At 71.7% G+C, this 16287-nt stretch carries 18 protein-coding genes; 8 read left to right on the top strand and 10 right to left on the bottom strand.

Features of this window, described 5'->3' with window-relative positions:
- Positions 1-15: 15 nt before the first annotated feature.
- The 4 genes from HUT06_RS04760 to HUT06_RS04745 all read right to left on the bottom strand — a co-directional run bounded on the left by HUT06_RS04760 (position 16) and on the right by HUT06_RS04745 (position 4722).
- Entirely contained in the window at positions 16-720 is a 705-nt protein-coding gene (locus HUT06_RS04760; protein WP_176194581.1) for an ABC transporter ATP-binding protein, read from the bottom strand.
- Between the two features lie 10 nt (positions 721-730).
- Positions 731-2434, bottom strand: a complete 1704-nt coding sequence (locus HUT06_RS04755; protein WP_176194580.1) for an ATP-binding cassette domain-containing protein — start codon at positions 2432-2434, stop codon at positions 731-733.
- Positions 2435-2438: 4 nt separating this feature from the next.
- Entirely contained in the window at positions 2439-3344 is a 906-nt protein-coding gene (locus tag HUT06_RS04750; RefSeq protein ID WP_176194579.1) for a branched-chain amino acid ABC transporter permease, read from the bottom strand.
- Between the two features lie 61 nt (positions 3345-3405).
- On the bottom strand, positions 3406-4722 hold the full coding sequence (locus HUT06_RS04745) for an ABC transporter substrate-binding protein (RefSeq protein ID WP_176194578.1): 1317 nt from the start codon (positions 4720-4722) through the stop codon (positions 3406-3408).
- 157 nt (positions 4723-4879) lie between these two features.
- On the opposite strand from HUT06_RS04745, the gene HUT06_RS04740 reads away from it, so the two are divergent.
- The 3 genes from HUT06_RS04740 (at position 4880) to HUT06_RS04730 (ending at position 6735) form a co-directional block, all read left to right on the top strand.
- Positions 4880-5515: a TetR/AcrR family transcriptional regulator gene (locus tag HUT06_RS04740; RefSeq protein ID WP_176194577.1), complete on the top strand. Its 636-nt coding sequence runs from the start codon at positions 4880-4882 to the stop codon at positions 5513-5515.
- Positions 5516-5520: 5 nt separating this feature from the next.
- Positions 5521-6138 (top strand): TetR/AcrR family transcriptional regulator, encoded by a 618-nt coding sequence (locus tag HUT06_RS04735; RefSeq protein WP_176201149.1) that lies wholly within the window; start codon positions 5521-5523, stop codon positions 6136-6138.
- A gap of 81 nt (positions 6139-6219) precedes the next feature.
- Positions 6220-6735, top strand: coding sequence for a flavin reductase family protein (locus HUT06_RS04730; protein WP_176194576.1), 516 nt, complete (start codon positions 6220-6222; stop codon positions 6733-6735).
- 15 nt (positions 6736-6750) lie between these two features.
- Here HUT06_RS04730 and HUT06_RS04725 read toward each other — a convergent pair whose 3' ends face one another.
- On the bottom strand, positions 6751-7032 hold the full coding sequence (locus HUT06_RS04725; protein ID WP_217711200.1) for a HEAT repeat domain-containing protein: 282 nt from the start codon (positions 7030-7032) through the stop codon (positions 6751-6753).
- A gap of 93 nt (positions 7033-7125) precedes the next feature.
- Entirely contained in the window at positions 7126-7971 is an 846-nt protein-coding gene (locus tag HUT06_RS04720; RefSeq protein ID WP_254714983.1) for a helix-turn-helix transcriptional regulator, read from the bottom strand.
- A gap of 458 nt (positions 7972-8429) precedes the next feature.
- Between HUT06_RS04720 and HUT06_RS04715 the strand changes: the two genes are divergently transcribed.
- Both HUT06_RS04715 and HUT06_RS45115 read left to right on the top strand, forming a co-directional pair.
- Positions 8430-9107: a hypothetical protein gene (locus HUT06_RS04715; protein ID WP_176194574.1), complete on the top strand. Its 678-nt coding sequence runs from the start codon at positions 8430-8432 to the stop codon at positions 9105-9107.
- Positions 9108-9261: 154 nt separating this feature from the next.
- Positions 9262-9516, top strand: coding sequence for a DUF397 domain-containing protein (locus tag HUT06_RS45115; RefSeq protein WP_176194573.1), 255 nt, complete (start codon positions 9262-9264; stop codon positions 9514-9516).
- Positions 9517-9610: 94 nt separating this feature from the next.
- Here the strand turns inward: HUT06_RS45115 and HUT06_RS04705 are convergent, their stop codons facing one another.
- Together HUT06_RS04705 and HUT06_RS04700 are read right to left on the bottom strand one after the other, a co-directional pair.
- Positions 9611-10306 carry a lytic polysaccharide monooxygenase gene (locus HUT06_RS04705; RefSeq protein ID WP_176194572.1) on the bottom strand — a complete coding sequence of 232 codons (696 nt, stop codon included), beginning with the start codon at positions 10304-10306 and terminating at the stop codon, positions 9611-9613.
- Positions 10307-10410: 104 nt separating this feature from the next.
- Positions 10411-10863 (bottom strand): MarR family winged helix-turn-helix transcriptional regulator, encoded by a 453-nt coding sequence (locus tag HUT06_RS04700; protein WP_217711199.1) that lies wholly within the window; start codon positions 10861-10863, stop codon positions 10411-10413.
- A gap of 54 nt (positions 10864-10917) precedes the next feature.
- On the opposite strand from HUT06_RS04700, the gene HUT06_RS04695 reads away from it, so the two are divergent.
- The 3 genes from HUT06_RS04695 to HUT06_RS04685 all read left to right on the top strand — a co-directional run bounded on the left by HUT06_RS04695 (position 10918) and on the right by HUT06_RS04685 (position 14561).
- Positions 10918-12036 (top strand): ABC transporter substrate-binding protein, encoded by a 1119-nt coding sequence (locus HUT06_RS04695; protein WP_176194570.1) that lies wholly within the window; start codon positions 10918-10920, stop codon positions 12034-12036.
- A gap of 90 nt (positions 12037-12126) precedes the next feature.
- Positions 12127-13554 carry an APC family permease gene (locus HUT06_RS04690; protein ID WP_176194569.1) on the top strand — a complete coding sequence of 476 codons (1428 nt, stop codon included), beginning with the start codon at positions 12127-12129 and terminating at the stop codon, positions 13552-13554.
- Positions 13551-14561, top strand: coding sequence for an acetamidase/formamidase family protein (locus tag HUT06_RS04685; protein ID WP_176194568.1), 1011 nt, complete (start codon positions 13551-13553; stop codon positions 14559-14561). The genes HUT06_RS04690 and HUT06_RS04685 overlap by 4 nt, the downstream gene beginning before the upstream one ends.
- On the opposite strand, the gene HUT06_RS04680 is transcribed toward HUT06_RS04685, so the two are convergent.
- Together HUT06_RS04680 and HUT06_RS04675 are read right to left on the bottom strand one after the other, a co-directional pair.
- A complete protein-coding gene (locus tag HUT06_RS04680; protein WP_176194567.1) occupies positions 14523-15236 on the bottom strand; it encodes an ABC transporter ATP-binding protein in 714 nt (237 codons plus the stop codon). The genes HUT06_RS04685 and HUT06_RS04680 overlap by 39 nt on opposite strands.
- Positions 15233-16249, bottom strand: a complete 1017-nt coding sequence (locus HUT06_RS04675) for an FtsX-like permease family protein (protein ID WP_176194566.1) — start codon at positions 16247-16249, stop codon at positions 15233-15235. The genes HUT06_RS04680 and HUT06_RS04675 overlap by 4 nt, the downstream gene beginning before the upstream one ends.
- Between the last annotated feature and the right edge of the window lie 38 nt (positions 16250-16287).

Raw genomic sequence — 16287 nt, 5'->3', positions numbered from 1 at the left:
CCGCCGGGCACGGCGTTAGAAGAGGTCCCAGAAATCGGTGCGTTGGCGCATCTGGTCTGCGGTCTCCTCCAGGATGATCTGGCCGGAGCGCATGACGTAGGTGCGGTCGGCGATCTGGAGGGCCTGCTTGACGTTCTGCTCCAGCAGCAGGATGCCCAGGCCCTCGTCGTCGGCCAGGGCGCGCAGCCGTCCGAAGATGGTCTCCACGACGGACGGGGCCAGGCCCAGGGACGGCTCGTCCAGCAGGAGCAGCTTGGGGCGGGCCATGAGCGCCATGCCGAGGCTGACCATGCGCTGCTGTCCGCCCGACATCGAGCCCGCCAGCTGCTTCGCGCGCTCGTCCAGGATCGGAAAGAGGTCCTTGACGGTCGCGAGGCGCTCGGCGGTGTCGGTCCCGGACGGGGCGTTGGCGGCGCCCAGCAGCAGGTTGTCGTGCACGGACAGGTCGGGGAAGACGAACCGCTCCGAAGGGATCATCGCCGCGCCCGCCGCCACGGCCGCACGGACCGGGCGGCGGGCGGTGTCGCGGCCCGCGATCTGGATCGTTCCGGCGCGCGGGCGGACGGCGCCGAGCACGGACCTGATCGTGGTCGTCTTCCCCGCGCCGTTGTGGCCCATGAGGGTCACGATCTCGCCCGGTTCGACCCGGAGGGCGACGCCGTGGAGCACCTCCTTGCGGCCGTAGCCCGCCACCAGGCCGCTCACATCGAGCAGAGTCATGCGTCCTCCCTTACTGGGCGCCGAAGTACGCCTCGGCGAGGCGGGCCGAGCCGGTCAGCTCGTCGAGCGTGCCCGACGCGGTGATCTCGCCGAGTTCCATGAAGTAGGTGTGGTCGGAGAGTTCGCGCACCACGTCGAGGTTGTGCTCGACCAGGCAGACGGTGCGGCCCTCGTCGCGGACGGCGGCGACCATCGTGAGCATGGTGTCCACCCAGGTCGCGTCCACGCCGGACGCCGGTTCGTCCAGGAGCAGGACGTCGGCCTTGGTGGCCAGGGCTCGGGCCAGCGACACCAGCTTCGACTGGCCGTAGGACAGGGCGTCGGCCGGTGTGGCGGCCTGGTCGGCCATGCCTACGAAGTCGAGCCACTGCATCGCCTGCGCGGCGACCTCGCGGTCTGCGCGGGAGATGCCGCGGCCGGGGACGAAGAGGCGGGCCGGGTGCTCCCCTGGCTGACCGGGCACGGCCAGCATGACGTTCTCCAGGCAGGTGAGGCGGCCGAGCAGCCGGACGTCCTGGAAGGTGCGCACCAGCCCGGCACGGACGACCAGGTCCGGGCGCATGCCGACCAGCTCCGCGCCGTTCAGCGTCACCGACCCGGTGTCCGGGACGACGGTGCCGGTGAGCAGGTTGAACGCGGTCGTCTTGCCGGCACCGTTCGGGCCGACGAGCGCCGTGATCGTGCCGCGCCGCAGTTCCAGGCCGATGTCCTTGGCGGCGGTGATGCCGCCGAAGCACTTGGACAGGCCCTCCGCACGCAGCACCACCTCGGCGTCGGCGTAGGAAGTGCGGGCGGTCGATCGTTCGGGACGCGGGGAGACCTCCGTGCGGGAAGCGGCCGGGGGCACGGCGGCGTGCCGGGAGCGTTCGGGGAACAGCCCCTGCGGCCGGACGATCATCACGAGCACCAGCAGCACCCCGTACAGCACCACCTGGAGCAGCGCCGCCTGCGTGCTCTCCACCCCGAGGACCTCGCGCAGCACCGGCTCGATCATCGTGAGCGCGACGCCCGCCACGACCGAGCCGACCAGGTTGGCGTTGCCGCCGACGATCACCATCGCGAACACCGCCATGGCGAGCGGGAAGCCGAACGCCGACGGGGTCGCCTGGCCGAGCCAGCCGGAGTAGAAGCCGCCGATCAGCCCGGTCAGCCCGCTGGTGACGGCGAAGATGCCGATCTTGTAGCCGAAGGTGTTCTTGCCGAGCGCCCGGGTCGCCACCGCGTCCTCCCGGATGCCCTTGAGCACCCGGCCGTACGGCGACTCGCCGAGGCGGCGGCAGACGGCGAAGACCAGGACCAGGACCACCGCCGACGGGACCAGCCAGTCGGACGGCCCGTCCAGCTCCAGGCCGAACAGGCGCAGCCCGTCCACGCCGGTGATGCCCATGGCGCCGCCGAGCGAGTCGAAGGTGGCGAAGACGCCGATGATGCCGAGCGAGAACGCCAGCGTCATCAGGATGAGGAACTCCTCGGCGAGGCCGAGCGCGATCAGCCCGATCAGCACGCCGAACGCGGTCGCGACCAGGACGGCGACGGCGAGCGAGGCGAGGTAGGGCCAGCCGTGCTCGCCCGCGAGGAAGCAGACGGTGTAGCCGCCGACGCCCGCGAACGCGGCGTGCGCGACCGACACCTGCCCGGCGTAGCCGACGAGCAGGTTGACGCTGACGGCGAGGGCCGCGAGCAGCAGCGCCTGGTCCAGATAGTTGATCCACATGGCGTCAGGCCTTCCGCAGCGACACGAGGGGGAGGCGGCTCCTCCCGGCGAGGAACGCGAGGTAGCCGGTGAGGACGATGAACACGGCGGTCTGCGTCCACTGGAGCGACAGCCAGTTCGACGCCCACTGTTCGAGGAGCCCGAGCCCGATGCCGATCGGCAGCGCCCGCAGCGGGGAGGAGCGGGTGCCCGCGAGGAAGGCCACCACGAATCCGTAGATGACCGTCGTGTCGCCCATGGTCGGCTGGACGGTGTAGAGCAGCCCGTACCAGAGCGCGCAGGCACCCGAGATGAGGCCCGCGACGGCGAAGCAGACGAGGTTGACCCGGCGGACGCCGATGCCGAGCACGGCGGCGAGGCCGGGGTTGCTGCGCACCGCCTTGATCGAGCGGCCGAGCGGCGTGAACGCCAGGAACGCGGCGAGCGCGGCGACGAGGATGAGGCAGGTGGCCACCTGTCCGAGGTCGAAGGTGGAGATCTGCGCCCGCCCGAGTTCGTACCGCTCCGCCTCGGGCCCGTAGAACGGCAGGCTGCTCGTCCCGAACTTGAGCTGGAGCAGCGCGATGCCCGCCGTGCTGACGCCGATCGACGTGACGAGGACGGCGAGCATGGCGCGGTCGGCGGCGCGGCGCGCGACGGGCTCGTACACGCCGAGTTCGAGCAGCACGCTGACGGCGACCGCCGCTGCGAGGCCGATGAGCGCGGACGGCCAGAACGGCACGCCGAGCCCGTCCATGGCCCAGAAGGCGGCGTAGGGCGCGACCGTGTAGGTGAGCGCGTAGGCGAAGTGGAAGCGGGTCGTGACCCCGATGACCAGGGCGAGTCCGGCGCCGAGCGCGGCGTAGAAGGCGCCGCGGACGAGCCCGTTGACGGTCAGCTGCCAGAGTTCGCTGTCCAGCAGGTCGTGCATGGAGCCTCCGGAGGCGAGGAGGAGGGGCGGCCCGCGGCGGGGCCGCCCCCGGAGGAAGCCGTCAGCGGGCGAGGCGGAAGTCCCCGCCGCCCACGTTGTAGGTGGCGATCGGCGCGACCTCGCCGTCCTTGTACTCGTAGACGCCCATCGGCCGCTTGGCGACGCCGTGCGTCTTCGGGTCGATCTCCAGCGTGCCGACGGTCGTGGCGTCGCCGCCGTAGACGGAGGCGAACTTCGGGTCCTTCTCCAGCGCGGCCTTGAGCGCGGCGCTGTCGTCCGGCTTCCCGCCCTCGGCGATGACGCGGCGGATGAGGTCCCAGACCATCAGGGTCTCCTCGTAGGCGTTGGCCGCGTAGAAGTCGGCGGGCTCGCCGTACGCCTTCTCGTACGCCTCGGCGAACAGCTTGGCCAGCGGGTTCGACGGCTTGGACGCGTCGAAGTAGTCCATCGCGAATTTGAAGCCCTCGCGGTCGAGGACGCCCTTGGACGCCTTGACCGCCTCCTGCGTGAACTCGATGCCGAGCAGCTCGCTCTTCACGCCGGCGCTCTTGGCCTGGGCGGCGAACGCGCCGGGCGCCGCGCCGCCGAAGGCGACCCAGAGCAGGTCGGGCTCGTTCTTCTTCACCTTCGCGATCATGCTGGCGTAGTCCTGGGAGCTGGGCGAGAGCGTCTCCCAGAGGCCGTTGTAGGTGAGGCCCGCGGCCTCGATCTTGGCCTTCATGTCGGCCTGGATGGCCGCGTTCAGCGGGCCGAGGTCGACGCCGACCAGGCCGACCGTCCGTCCCTTCGGGTGGGCCTGCTTGAACCACTGCAGGGCGCCGGGCGCGGCGTCGGACGGCGCGACCTCGCGCGTCCCGTAGAAGTACTGCGTGCCCTTGGTGAAGACCTGGGCGCCGCCGACGCCGTCCAGGCTGAGGATCTTGCTCTTGTCGGTGTCGGCGAGCATCGCGCCGAGGCCGTCCCCCATCGAGGTGATCTTGGCCGGGACGCCCTCGGCCGCCAGCTCCGACGCGGCCTGCTTGGCGGCGACGGGGTCGGGGCCCTTGATGTCCTTGACGCTCAGCTCGATCGTCGGCCCGCCGGCCGCCTTGATCTGCTCGACCGCCAGCTCCATGGCGTTGCGCATCGACTCGCCGTTGCTCGCGGACGGCCCGGACAGGGTGAGCGCGGCGCCGAGCTTGAAGGTGACCTTGCCGCCGAGGTCGGTGCCGTCCTTGACGCCGAGCAGCTTCACGAGGTCGGCCGCCTGGGTCTTGGCGTCGGCGGCGCTGACGCCGGTGTCGCCGGAGCCGCAGGCGGTGAGGGACGCGGCCGCGGTCAGCGCGGCCAGGACGGGGGCGAGCAGCCGCCGGCGGCGGGCTCTGCGTGAGGTGGGCATTGGCTACTCCAGATCACCATCTGCGCCCGTATCGATCACTACACTGATTGGAGCGATCACTACAGGGACGTGCGGTGACCGTACCCGTGATGTGATGGTCGACACAACCCCCCATCGCGGTCGGGTTTCCGATGATCAGAGGGGAGATGATTGCCGGATGCGGAAAACGGCGCGCCGCCACCAGCAGGGCGAGGAGTCCCGGGTGCGGATCCTGGAGGCCACCCTCGCCATCGCCGCCGAGCGCGGCTACGACGGCACCTCGATCGCCCTGGTCACCGAGGCCACCGGGCTGCCGGCCAGCTCGGTCTACTGGCACTTCCGCAACAAGGACGAACTGCTCGCCGAGACCCTGGAGTTCAGCTACCGGCGCTGGCGCGGCACCGCACCGACCTGGCAGGAGCGCGTCGCGGTCTCCGACCCGGCCGAGGAGATCCGCGACCGGCTGCACCGGGCGTCGCGGGCGATCACCGACCGCCCGGAGTTCTGGCGGCTCGGCCTGATGCTCGGCCTCGCGAACCGTCCGAAGGAGCCGTCCGCGCGGCGCCGCTACATCGAGGTGCGCGGCGAGACCCGCACCGCCATCCGGGACTGGTGGGAGCAGGTGCTCCCGGCCGGCGACCCGGACCGGGCGCGCGAGGTCGCCGAGCGGATGGCCCGCTTCCACCTCGCCGTGATGGACGGCCTGTACGTCGGCGTCCACGCGGGCCGCGGCTGGAACCTGGAGCGGCTGGTGGACCTGATCGCCGACGGCGTGCACGCGCAGGCCCTCGCCTGGCTCGGCGAGGCGGCGTGACCGCGATGCCGAAGCCCCGCTCCGCCGACGACCGGGAGCTGTCCCGGGTCCGCATCCTCAAGGCCGCCGCCGAGATCGCCTCCGAGTGCGGCTACGAGGGCACCACGATCTCGCGGGTCACCAAGCGCTCCGGCCTGCCGGCCAGCTCGGTGTACTGGTTCTACCGCGACAAGGACCACCTCATGGCCGAGGTGATCCGGCACAGCTTCGAGCAGTGGATCGCCGCCCAGCCGCGCTGGGAGCGCGACCCCCGCGACGAGCGCCCGCTGGCCGAAAGCCTGCGCGCGATCCTGTCCCGCTCGGTGCGCTCGCTGCGCGACGCGCCCGACTTCCTGCGCATCGGGCACATGCTGCTGCTGGAGTCCCGCGAGGTCGAGGCGGAGGCCCGCCGGTACTTCCTCGCCACCCGCGACTCGGTCGCCAGCAGCATCGCGGCCTGGTTCACCTCCTACTTCGACCCCGAACTGCAGGCCCGCCGCCCCGAGCTGGCGATGGACCTCGCCCGCGTCGTGATGGCCGCCACCGACGGCCTCTTCCTCGCCCACCAGATCCACGACGACTGGGACCCCGACGACTTCGTCGCGATCACCGTCGCCGTGGTCGAGCAGGCCGTCGCCGGCTGAGCCCGCCGGGACCCCGCGCTTGTCAGGCCGGGGTCTCGGATGGCATTCTCTGTAGCGATCGCTACAGGGAGGAGTTCCGTCATGCGCCTGACGACCAACGAGGCCATCGACCCCGCCCGCTTCCGGCAGGTGCTGGGCCACTACCCGACCGGCGTCGTCGTGGTCACCGCGCTGGACGCGGCCGGCACCGCCATCGGCATGACGGTCGGCTCGTTCACCTCGGTCTCGCTCGACCCGCCGCTGGTCGCCTTCCTGCCCGACAAGGGCTCCAGCTCCTGGCGCGCGCTGCGCGAGTCGGGCGAGCGGTTCTGCGTGAACGTCCTGTCGGCCGCGCAGGAGGACGTGTGCCGCGCCGTCGCGGTGCGCAAGACCGACAAGTTCCACGACATCGGCTGGCGTCCGTCCCCCGGCGGCAACCCCGTCATCAACGGCGCGGTCGCCTGGATCGACTGCGTCACCGAGCAGCTCCACGACGCCGGCGACCACCAGATCGTCATCGGCCGCGTCGAGCACCTGCAGCTGGGCGACGGCGAGGCGCCCCTGCTGTTCCACCAGGGCGCCTACGGCAGCTTCGCCCCGCACGGCCCGGCCGCCTAGCCGGGCGCACCCGGGCTAGGCGATCCAGCCCTCGTCGCGCGCCTGCTCAAGGACCTGCTCGGCCGCCCGCGTGTCGAGCATCTCCAGCCCGCGCGCGGCCCAGAACCGCAGCGACTCGTCCGGGCTCTCCAGCTGGTCGCGGAACACCTCCAGCGCCTTCCCGGACCGCGCCTCGGCCACGAGCTCCAGCAGCCAGCACCGCAGCCCCGGATCGTCCTCGGCCGCGAACTCGGCGATCAGCTCATCGACGTACGCGTCCGCGTGCTCGCGAAGGAAGTCGAACGCTCCTTCCCGCACCCGCGGATCCCCGTCCCGCATACGCCCCATGGCCTGATCGAACCGCCGCCGCGACATGCCCCGACCCTACGACCCCCCACCGACAGGGCGGGATCAGGAGCACCACTCGCGGTCGGCGGTACGCCGGATCACTTCGACCGACTCCGCGGGCGTGAGGCTGCGCCGCGTGAGCCAGTCGAAGACGCGGTGGTGCTCGTGCGTGACGGTCTCGTCCTGGACGAGGCTCATCGGATGGCTCTCGCTGTGCACGACGGCGGGAAAGGTGACCTCGAAGGACGGCGCGAACTCCAGCAGGGTGAACGCGTGCAGGGCGGCGCTGTGATCGGCGTCCAGCGGCAGTATCCGCAATTCCATATTCGGCAGGCCCGCCAGTTCGACCAGCCGTTCCAGTTGCCGCCGCATGACCGCGGCGTCACCGACACGGTGCAGCAGCACGGCCTCGTCCAGGACCACTGACAACCGCACGGAACGCGGCGCCCGGAGCAGTTCCTGGCGTTTCATGCGTACCTGGAGATCGCGTTCGACGACCGTCGGCGGCACGGGCACGATCTCCGCCCAGCCGAGAATCAGGCTGCGCGCGTAGTCCTCCGTTTGCAGCAGCCCCGGCACGACCTGCGCCTCGTAGGCGAGCGCGACGTCCGCCTCGTCCTCCAGCGCGCAGTAGGCGGCCTGGTCGGGCGGCAGGCCCGGGTAGCGGGTCCACCAGCCGGGGGCGGCGGCCTCGCGCGCCAGGGCGAGCAGCTCGGTCAGCGCGTGGTCTTCGGCCCGGTACAGCTTGAGCATGCGTCTGACATCGGCCTCCCGCACCCCGATGCGGGCCGTCTCGATGCGGGACACCTTGGACGCCGACCAGCGCAGCCGCCGGCCGACCGTCTCGGTGCTGAGGCCGCTGCCCTCGCGCATGCGGCGCAGGGCGACGCCGAGGCGACGCCGGCGCACGGACGGAGCTTGAGATGTCGGCACTGCCACTCTTCCCAAGGGCGGCCAGGAATGGCGGCGGCCACCTGGCGACAGAGATCTCGATGTACAGGGCAACTGGCCAACGGTCCGTTGCGAAACCAACGGTGCATGTTGCACCGCATATATTACCTCAAAAGTCGGCCCGTTCCGCGTGAGAATTCCAGAACGGCGTATCACCGCAAGGATAGACTTCCATGAACGGCCCTGTGCAGCACGCCGTGCATGCTGCACGCCCACGGCGGGTCGGGCATATTGGGAGCAAGGGGAGTAAGTCGCCGCGCGGGTTCGCCCGCTCGCGGCGGAGCATTGCGTCAGTGCCCGTGATCGCGATGGCGCGCTACCGGGACATGCCACCTCGGGGACATGCCGCCTCGGCGGTGGCGGCCTCTGCGTCGTGGACGACATGTCCGCCGGACGGGGATGGGAGGACACCAACCTTGCCCCTCTGCGGCCCCCTTCACCGGAGCATCCTGGCACTCGACCTGGAGAGCTCGTCGACCCGCACCGACCTCGTGAAGGTCGAACTGCGGAACCAGCTCTACCTGCTGCTGCACCGCGCGATGCGGGCGGCGGGGATCGACGAGCGGTTATGCGAGCCCATCGAGGACCGCGGCGACGGCGTCCTCGTGCTCGTCCAGCCGACGGACGAGGTGCCGAGGTCCCGCCTGCTGGACCCGCTCATCCCGGTGCTGGCGCACCTGCTGTGCGGCTACAACGCCGCACTGCGGCCCGCCGACCGTCCCGAGCACCGGCTGCGCATGCGGGCGGTCGTCCACGCCGGCGACCTGCTGCGCGATGACCACGGGCCCTTCGGCGCGGAGATCGACGCGGCCATCCGGCTCCTCGACGCGGACGCGGTCCGCGCGGCGCTCCGCAACACCAGCGCGCCGCTCGTCCTGGTCGTTTCGCAGCAGATCTACGAAGCCACCATCGTCCACGGGTACTCCGGCCTGTGCCCGCAGTCGTACCACCGCGCGGTCGAGATCAACGTCTGCGGCTTGACCCGCTATGGCTGGATTCACATACCCGATGCCGCCGAATCGGGCAGGCACGCCCACGTCCAAGTGGTGCCGGAGCCGACATCACGATCCAACGAAGTCCGCGCAACGATCTGACACTATTCGTGTAACGAATTCCTATGGAAGAGATTCAAGGAGCGCGTGCGGGGTAGTAACATACGCCATTGTTGTGTCTTACCTGCGCCTGCACCCTCGCCCCATTACCGGGAGCGGGGGTTTGCGCACTTCAGCCTAGGTAAGGGACACGGACATGATAACGGACGCCGAAGGATCGACGGCACGCACCCGCCCAGCAGGGGCGGCGGGCCCGAAACGCGGCAGCTGGCGCAAGAGCCGGCTCTGCGGGGCGAACACCGGGTGCCTTGAGGTGCGTTCCCTCGGAGCGGGATCGACCGGCGTCCGCGACAGCGTCCTCGACGAGTCGAGCCCTGTCATCGTGCTCGACCGCGCCGCTCTGGCCGGTTTCCTCGGCCACATCAAAGCGGGCCGGCTCGACCTGAAATAGCAACCAGACAAACCACCCCCCTTTTGAGAATTGCAGAGGCCCGGAAGCAGGCATTGCGCCGCTTCCGGGCCTCCGTGCGGGAGCAGACGCCGATTCAGCGGAAGTTGACGTCGCTGCAGATGTAGTAGGACTGGTCCATGTGGGACGCCTGCCAGATCGTGTAGACCACGTGGCGGCCTGAGCGGCCCGGGGCGGAGACGTTGTCGATCACGTAGTTGTTGGCGGGGCCGTAGCGGCCGGTCTGGCGGACGAGTTCCAGGTCGCTCCAGCGCAGCGGCTGAGTGAGGGCGTCATAGCCCTGGCGGGTGACGTAGACGAGGAAGTAGTCGGCGCCGTGGCTCGCCTGGTCGTACAGGTTGATGGAGAAGGTGCTGCCGATGTCGGTGGTCTTCCATGGGCCGACGGCGTCCATGGAGCGGTAGCGGCCGCCTTCGGTCTGCCCGCCGCTGCACAGCTGGCCGTCGGGGATGGCCGCCTGGTGGTTACCACCGACGTTGTTGCGGTAGAGGCCGTTCCAGTTCCACATGGCGTTGGGGTTGTCCTGCCATGCCTGCCAGCACATCGGATCTTCCTGCTGCATGGCGGGGTTCTGGAAGTCGTCGCCCCAGCGGTCCCAGCAGCCGTAGTTGCGGGAGGCGGGGTCGATCACCGAACCGTGGGCGGACGCCGTGTCGACCCACAGGATCGGCAGGAGCACCACTCCGAGCAGGAGGGTGAGGGCACGGCGGGTGAGGGCACGGCGGGTGAGGGCACGGCGGGTGGGGGCACGGCGTATCCGGTCGCGTCGCATCGCGCGTTCTCCGTTCCGGTGGCGGGGGTGGCCGGACTGGAAGCGCTTCCGGTGGGCAGGCTAACCCGCGGTGCGGCGGCGCGTCATGCGCGGTGTGAAAGCTTTCACGGGGCCGGGCGGCGGCGGTCCGTCCAGAGGTCGGTGAGCAGGGCGGAGAGGGTCTGGACGGTCTGCGCGTCGGTCAGGGAGCGTTCGTGGGCCTCGGCGAGGGCCTCCAGGCGGGCCAGCTTGGCGCGGCCCAGGTCGGAGACGTGGACGGAGACGCGCCGGCGGTCGCGGGCGGAGTGGGAGCGGTAGAGGTAGGCCGAGTCGACCAGGGAGTCGACGAGGCGGGTCAGGGTCGGGTGCGGGATCTCGACGACGGCCGCGAGTTCGCCCATGGCGATGTCGTCGGCGCCGGCGAGGGCGCGCAGGACCCGGTACTGCTCGACGGTCGTGCCCTCCTCGTCGAGGACGGCGCCGAGGTCGCGGGTGAGGGCGCGCTGGGCCCGGGTGAGGAGGTCGACGAGGCCGGTGCGCGTGTCCCGCCGTTCGACCGTGTCCCGCCGCTCGACCACGTCCGCGTCTCCCCTGTTCTCCGTCGTCCGTCCACAGAGCATACTTGCCAGGTCATGACCGATTCGGTGCTGCGGGACGCCACGGAGCTGCTGGTCACCGGCCCCGACGCCGGGGTGCTGCGGCTCGGGCTGCTGCTGCCGCTGTCCGGGCCGCTCGGGCTGACCGGGCCGTCGGGGCTGAGCGCGGCTCGGCTGGCCGCGATCGAGGTCAACGCGGCGGGGCGGGGCGTCGAGCTGGTGCCGGTGGACGCCGGGCGCCGGCCGGAGGCGGTGGCGGCCGAGGCGCGGTTCCTCGCCGGGGCGGGGCTCGTCCAGGCGTTCGTGGGGTTCCATACGAGCGACGTGCACCGGGCGCTGGAGGCGGCGCTCACCGGGGTGGCGCCGTACATCTTCACGCCGCCGCACGAGGGCGGGCCGCGGCGGGCGGGCGTGGTGCTGCTCGGCGACTCGCCGGAGCGGCAGCTCGGGCCCGCGGTGCGGCGGTTGAGCGAGCGGCGGGGCCTGCGGCGGTGGGCGCTGGTCGGCAACGACTACATCTGGCCGCGGTCGGTGCACCGGGTGGCGGCGCGGCTGGTGCGGTCGCTCGGCGCCGAGGTCGTGCTGGACCGGCTCGTCCCGTTCCCGCTGGCGTCCGGTGACGATCCGGAGGCCGGGTTCGAGGAGCTGGTGGACGCCCTGGAGCGGGCGGGCGCCCAGGCGATCCTGCTCAGCCTGGTCGGCCGGGACCTCGCGGTGTTCAACCGGGTGTTCGCGGCGGCGCGGCCCGCGTCCGGGGTGGTGCGGCTGTCCGGGGCGCTGGAGGAGAACGTGCTGCTCGCGGCGGGCGGCGACGACACCGGGGAGCTGTACTCGGCGATGCGCTCGTTCGCCGGGCAGGGCGACGACCGGCGGATCGCGCTGGCCGAGCGGTACCGGGCGGCGTTCGGGGCGGCGGCGCCCGTCCTCGACACCTACGCGGAGGGCTGCTACGACGGCGTGCACCTGGCGGCGGCGCTCGCGGCGGCGGGGCTGCTGACCGCGCGGGACGGGCGGTCCGGCGCGGCCCGGCTGCTCGGCGGGACCGACCGGGCGGCCCGGCTGGCGTGGGCGGCGGCGCCGCTCGGGCCGCCGCCCGCGGCGACCTACCTGGCCAGGGCGGACGGCCTGGACCTCGCCGTGATCGCCCGGTTGTGAAGTCTTTTCGTTTGAAATCTTTTCATCTGAAAGGAAAAGCTCTAGGGTCGCTCACGGCGCGGGGCGGGTCCCCGACGCGAAGGAGGGGCCATGAGCACCGAGCAAGCGAACACGGGGCCGGCGAGCACCGAGCAGGCGAAGCTCGAACAGTACGGCTACACGCAGGAGCTGAAGCGCTCGCTCGGCTTCCGCGACCTGGTGGTCTACGGGCTGATCTTCATGGTGCCGATCGCGCCGTTCGGCATCTTCGGCAGCGTCTTCGAGGGCGCGGGCGGCATGGTCGCGCTCGCGTACGCGGTCGGCATGCTGGCCATGCTGTTCACCGCCGCGTCGTACGCGCAGATGTCGCGGGCCTTCCCGATGGCCGGGTCCGTCTACACCTACGCCGGACGCGGGATCGCGGCGCCCGTCGGGTTCCTGGCCGGCTGGATGATCCTGCTCGACTACGTGCTGGTGCCGGGCCTGCTGTACCTGATCGCCAGCGTGGCGATGAACTCGCTGGTGCCCGGCGTGCCGGTGTGGCTGTGGCTGGCCGCGTTCGTCGTGCTCAACACGGTCGTCAACTTCTTCGGCATCGAGATGACCGCGCGGATCAACCGCGTCATGCTGCTCGCCGAGCTGGTCATCCTGCTGATCTTCCTGGGCGTGGGCGTGGTGGCGCTCGCGCAGGGCAAGGGGCACGGCGGCGGCAGCCTCACGCCGATCTACAACGGCGACACGTTCTCGTGGGGGCTGGTGTTCGGCGCGGTGTCCATCGCCGTGCTGAGCTTCCTCGGCTTCGACGGCATCTCGACGCTGGCGGAGGAGAACCGCGAGTCCGCCCGCGCCATCGGACGGTCGATGGTCGCCGCGCTGGTGCTGGTCGGCCTGCTGTTCATCGTCCAGACGTGGGTGGCGTCGCTGCTCGTCCCCGACCCGGACGCGCTGGTCAAGGACGGCGACCCCGACGGCACCGCGTTCTACGACGCCGCACGGGTCGCGGGCGGGGCCTGGCTGGCCAAGCTCACGGCGCTGGCCACCGCGATCGCGTGGGGGTTCGCGAACTCGCTGGTCGCGCAGGCGGCGACGTCCCGGCTGCTGTACGCGATGGCGCGGGACCGCCAGCTGCCCCGGTTCCTCGCCAAGGTGCACCCGACACGGCGCGTCCCGGTCAACGCGACGCTGCTGGTCGCGGCGGTCTCGCTGGTGCTCGGCCTCTACATGGCGGAGCGGGACGACGGCATCACGCTGCTCAGCTCTCTTGTGAACTTCGGTGCGATGACGGCGTTCCTGACGCTGCACGTGTCGGTCGTCGTCCACTACGTCGTCCGCTCGGGCAGCCGCGACTGGTGGCGGCACCTGGTCGCGCCCGCGATCGGCTTCCTGATCCTGGGCTATGTGGTGATCAACGCGAAGGTCGCGGCCCAGAAGCTGGCGTTCCTGTGGCTGGCGGTCGGGGCGGCCGTGCTGGTCGCGCTGCTCGTCATGCACCGGCGCCCGGCGCTGGCCGGCATCGAAGAGGAGGAGGACGGCAAGTGACGCTCAACGTGGTCGCGCTGGACGGCGCGGAGCCCGCCTACGCGTTCGGCGGACGGGAGGCGGCCCTCACCGTCGCGCCCGGCACCGTGGTCGAACTGACCACCGAGGACTGCTTCGGCGGCGCGGTGAAGGGGGTGGACGACCTGCCGAGCCAGGTGTGCACGTTCCCGTACCTGAACCCGGTGACCGGCCCGATCGCCGTCGAGGGCGCCGAGCCCGGCGACGCGGTGGCGGTGCACTTCATCGACATCCGGCCCGCAAGGGACTGGGCGGTCTCCACCACGTTCCCGCACTTCGGGGCGCTGACGACGACGCACGCGACGGCGATGCTGCACCCGGCCCTGGAGGAGCGGGTCTGGGTCTACGAGGTGGACGCCGCCCGCGGCGTCTGCCGCTTCCGCGCCCGGCGGAGCGACTTCGAGGTGGAGCTGCCCCTCGACCCCATGCACGGCACCGTGGGCGTCGCGCCCGCCGCCAACGAAGTGATCATGAGCATCACGCCGGGCGCGCACGGCGGCAACATGGACACCCCGGAGATGCGGGCGGGCACGACGGCCTACTTCCCCGTCAACGTGCCGGGCGCGCTCCTCTCCCTCGGCGACGGCCACTGCCGGCAGGGCGAGGGCGAGGTGTGCGGGACGGCCGTGGAGGCGGCGATGAACACTGTCGTGGCCGTCGACCTCATCAAGGGCGCCGCTCCGGCGTGGCCCCGGCTGGAGGACGACCTCCACCTGATGTCGACCGGTTCGGCGCGCCCGCTGGAGGACGCCTTCCGGATCAGCCAGCACGACCTGGTCACCTGGACGTCCTCCCTCGCCGGCCTGGAGGAGCTGGACGCCTACCAGCTCGTCAGCCAGGCGGGCCTGGCCCCGGCGGGCAACGTCGTCGACACGAACTACACGATGCTCGCCAAGCTCCCCAAGTCGGTCCTGCCGGGGGTGTCGGCCTACGACGGCGTCCACACCCGGCTACGCGAGACCGCGGAGCGTTACCTCTCCGAGCGCTGACCGCTGGGTCAGGCGGCCATCGGTCATCTCGTAGACGCGGTCGACGGCGGCCAGCTGCGCCCGGTCGTGGGTGACCATGACGGTCGCCACGCGGGCGTCGCGGGTGAGGTCGGCCAGGAGCTTCACGATCTGCTCGCCCCGGTGGTGGTCCAGGGCGCTCGTGGGCTCGTCCACCAGGAGGATCCTCGGGTCGTTCATGAGGGCGCGGGCGATGTTCACGCGCTGGCGTTCGCCGCCGGAGAGCTGGTGCGGGCGCTTGTGCTCCATGCCCGCCAGGCCGACGGCGTCGAGCAGCTCGCGGGCGCGGCCGGCGGCGTTGCGGCGGCCGGCCCGGCCGCCCGCCATGTGCGCCATGACCGTGAGCTGGTCGGCGGCGGTGAGGGACGGCAGCAGGTTCGGCTGCTGGAACACGATGCCGATGCGGTCGCGGCGCAGCCGGGTGCGCTCGGCCGGGCCGAGGCCGGTCACGTCGCGGCCCGCGATCTCGACGGTGCCGGCGGCGGGCGGGATCAGCGTCGCCGCGACGGCCAGCAGGCTCGACTTCCCGGAGCCGGACGGCCCGGCGACGGCGGCGAACTCGCCCGGCCCGACGGCCAGGCTCACGTGGTCGAGGGCGGTCAGCGTGCGGTCCCCGTCGGGGTAGGTGAGGACGACGTCGGTCAGGTTCAGGCTCATCGTGCCGCTCCCAGCGCAGTCAGGGGGTCGACAGAAGTGATCTTGCGGATGGCGAGCGCGGCTCCGGCGGCGCCGAGCGCGATCATGGCGGCGACGGGGAAGGCCGTGGTCCCCGCCGACACGACGAACGGCACCGCGCCGCCGAGCGCCAGCCCGGCCGCCGCGCCGATCGCGCCGCCGAGGCCCGCCCCGGCGAGCAGCACGAGGACGGCCTGGGCGAGCGCGTCGCGCAGCAGGTAGCCGGTGCTCGCGCCGAGCGCCTTGAGGACGGCGACGTCCCCGCGGCGCTGGATCGTCCAGACGGTGAAGAACGCCCCGATGACCAGCGCCGAGATCGCGAACAGGAAGCCGCGCATGAGCTGCAGCGACCCGTTCTCGGCGGAGTACGACGGGATCTTGGAGACGGCGTCGCCCGGCGTCAGCGCGGTGGTGCCGAGCCGCCGGTCGGCGGCGCCGAGGTCCGGGTCGCCGGTGACGTGCAGCAGCAGGACGGACGAGCCCTGCGGGTCGGCGGCCTTCCAGTCGTCCATCCGCAGCCAGGCGACCGGGCTGTGGCTGTAGGACGCGGCGCCGCCGACGCCCGCGACGGTGAAGGAGCGTCCGGCGATCTCCGCCGTGGCGCCCGGCTTGAGCCCGGTCTCCTCGGCGAGGTCTCGGGAGAGGGTGACCTGGCCCGGCGGCGGCGCGTCCTTGCCCGCGTCGACGCCGAAGAGGGCGACCGGAGTGCCCTCCCCCAGCCGGTTCATACCGATGCCGAGCGGTTCGGCCTTCACACCCGGGACGTCCTGCCACCCTTGCAGCGTCCGCTGGTCGATGCGGCTCGTCGTGAACGAGTCGCCGTGCAGTACGACCCGGTCGGCGGGCAGGTTCGCGATGGCCGATCCGCTGTCGCGGGCCAATCCCTCGGTGAGCCCGGACAGCATCGTCACGAGCAGCGTGATGAGCAGCACGACCGCGCCCATCAGCGCGAACCGCCCCTTGGCGAAGCGCAGGTCCCGTAGCGCTACGAACACCGTGAATCCCCCTCCCACATCGGTTCCAGTGCCTCCAG

Source organism: Actinomadura sp. NAK00032 (assembly GCF_013364275.1).
Classification (GTDB): Bacteria; Actinomycetota; Actinomycetes; order Streptosporangiales; family Streptosporangiaceae; genus Spirillospora.
The sequence above is the reverse complement of the archived record's forward strand: the minus strand, read 5'-3'. Positions and strand labels throughout refer to the sequence as shown.

What these genes read in the sequence shown, in the direction of transcription:
- HUT06_RS04750 (WP_176194579.1), bottom strand. Translation starts at nt 3,344, where the DNA reads ATGCACGACCTGCTGGACAGCGAACTCTGGCAGCTGACCGTCAACGGG.
- HUT06_RS04730 (WP_176194576.1), top strand. Translation starts at nt 6,220, where the DNA reads ATGCGCCTGACGACCAACGAGGCCATCGACCCCGCCCGCTTCCGGCAG.
- HUT06_RS45115 (WP_176194573.1), top strand. Translation starts at nt 9,262, where the DNA reads ATGATAACGGACGCCGAAGGATCGACGGCACGCACCCGCCCAGCAGGG.
- HUT06_RS04695 (WP_176194570.1), top strand. Translation starts at nt 10,918, where the DNA reads ATGACCGATTCGGTGCTGCGGGACGCCACGGAGCTGCTGGTCACCGGC.
- HUT06_RS04745 (WP_176194578.1), bottom strand. Translation starts at nt 4,722, where the DNA reads ATGCCCACCTCACGCAGAGCCCGCCGCCGGCGGCTGCTCGCCCCCGTC.
- HUT06_RS04755 (WP_176194580.1), bottom strand. Translation starts at nt 2,434, where the DNA reads ATGTGGATCAACTATCTGGACCAGGCGCTGCTGCTCGCGGCCCTCGCC.
- HUT06_RS04760 (WP_176194581.1), bottom strand. Translation starts at nt 720, where the DNA reads ATGACTCTGCTCGATGTGAGCGGCCTGGTGGCGGGCTACGGCCGCAAG.
- HUT06_RS04735 (WP_176201149.1), top strand. Translation starts at nt 5,521, where the DNA reads ATGCCGAAGCCCCGCTCCGCCGACGACCGGGAGCTGTCCCGGGTCCGC.
- HUT06_RS04705 (WP_176194572.1), bottom strand. Translation starts at nt 10,306, where the DNA reads ATGCGACGCGACCGGATACGCCGTGCCCCCACCCGCCGTGCCCTCACC.
- HUT06_RS04690 (WP_176194569.1), top strand. Translation starts at nt 12,127, where the DNA reads ATGAGCACCGAGCAAGCGAACACGGGGCCGGCGAGCACCGAGCAGGCG.
- HUT06_RS04680 (WP_176194567.1), bottom strand. Translation starts at nt 15,236, where the DNA reads ATGAGCCTGAACCTGACCGACGTCGTCCTCACCTACCCCGACGGGGAC.
- HUT06_RS04740 (WP_176194577.1), top strand. Translation starts at nt 4,880, where the DNA reads ATGCGGAAAACGGCGCGCCGCCACCAGCAGGGCGAGGAGTCCCGGGTG.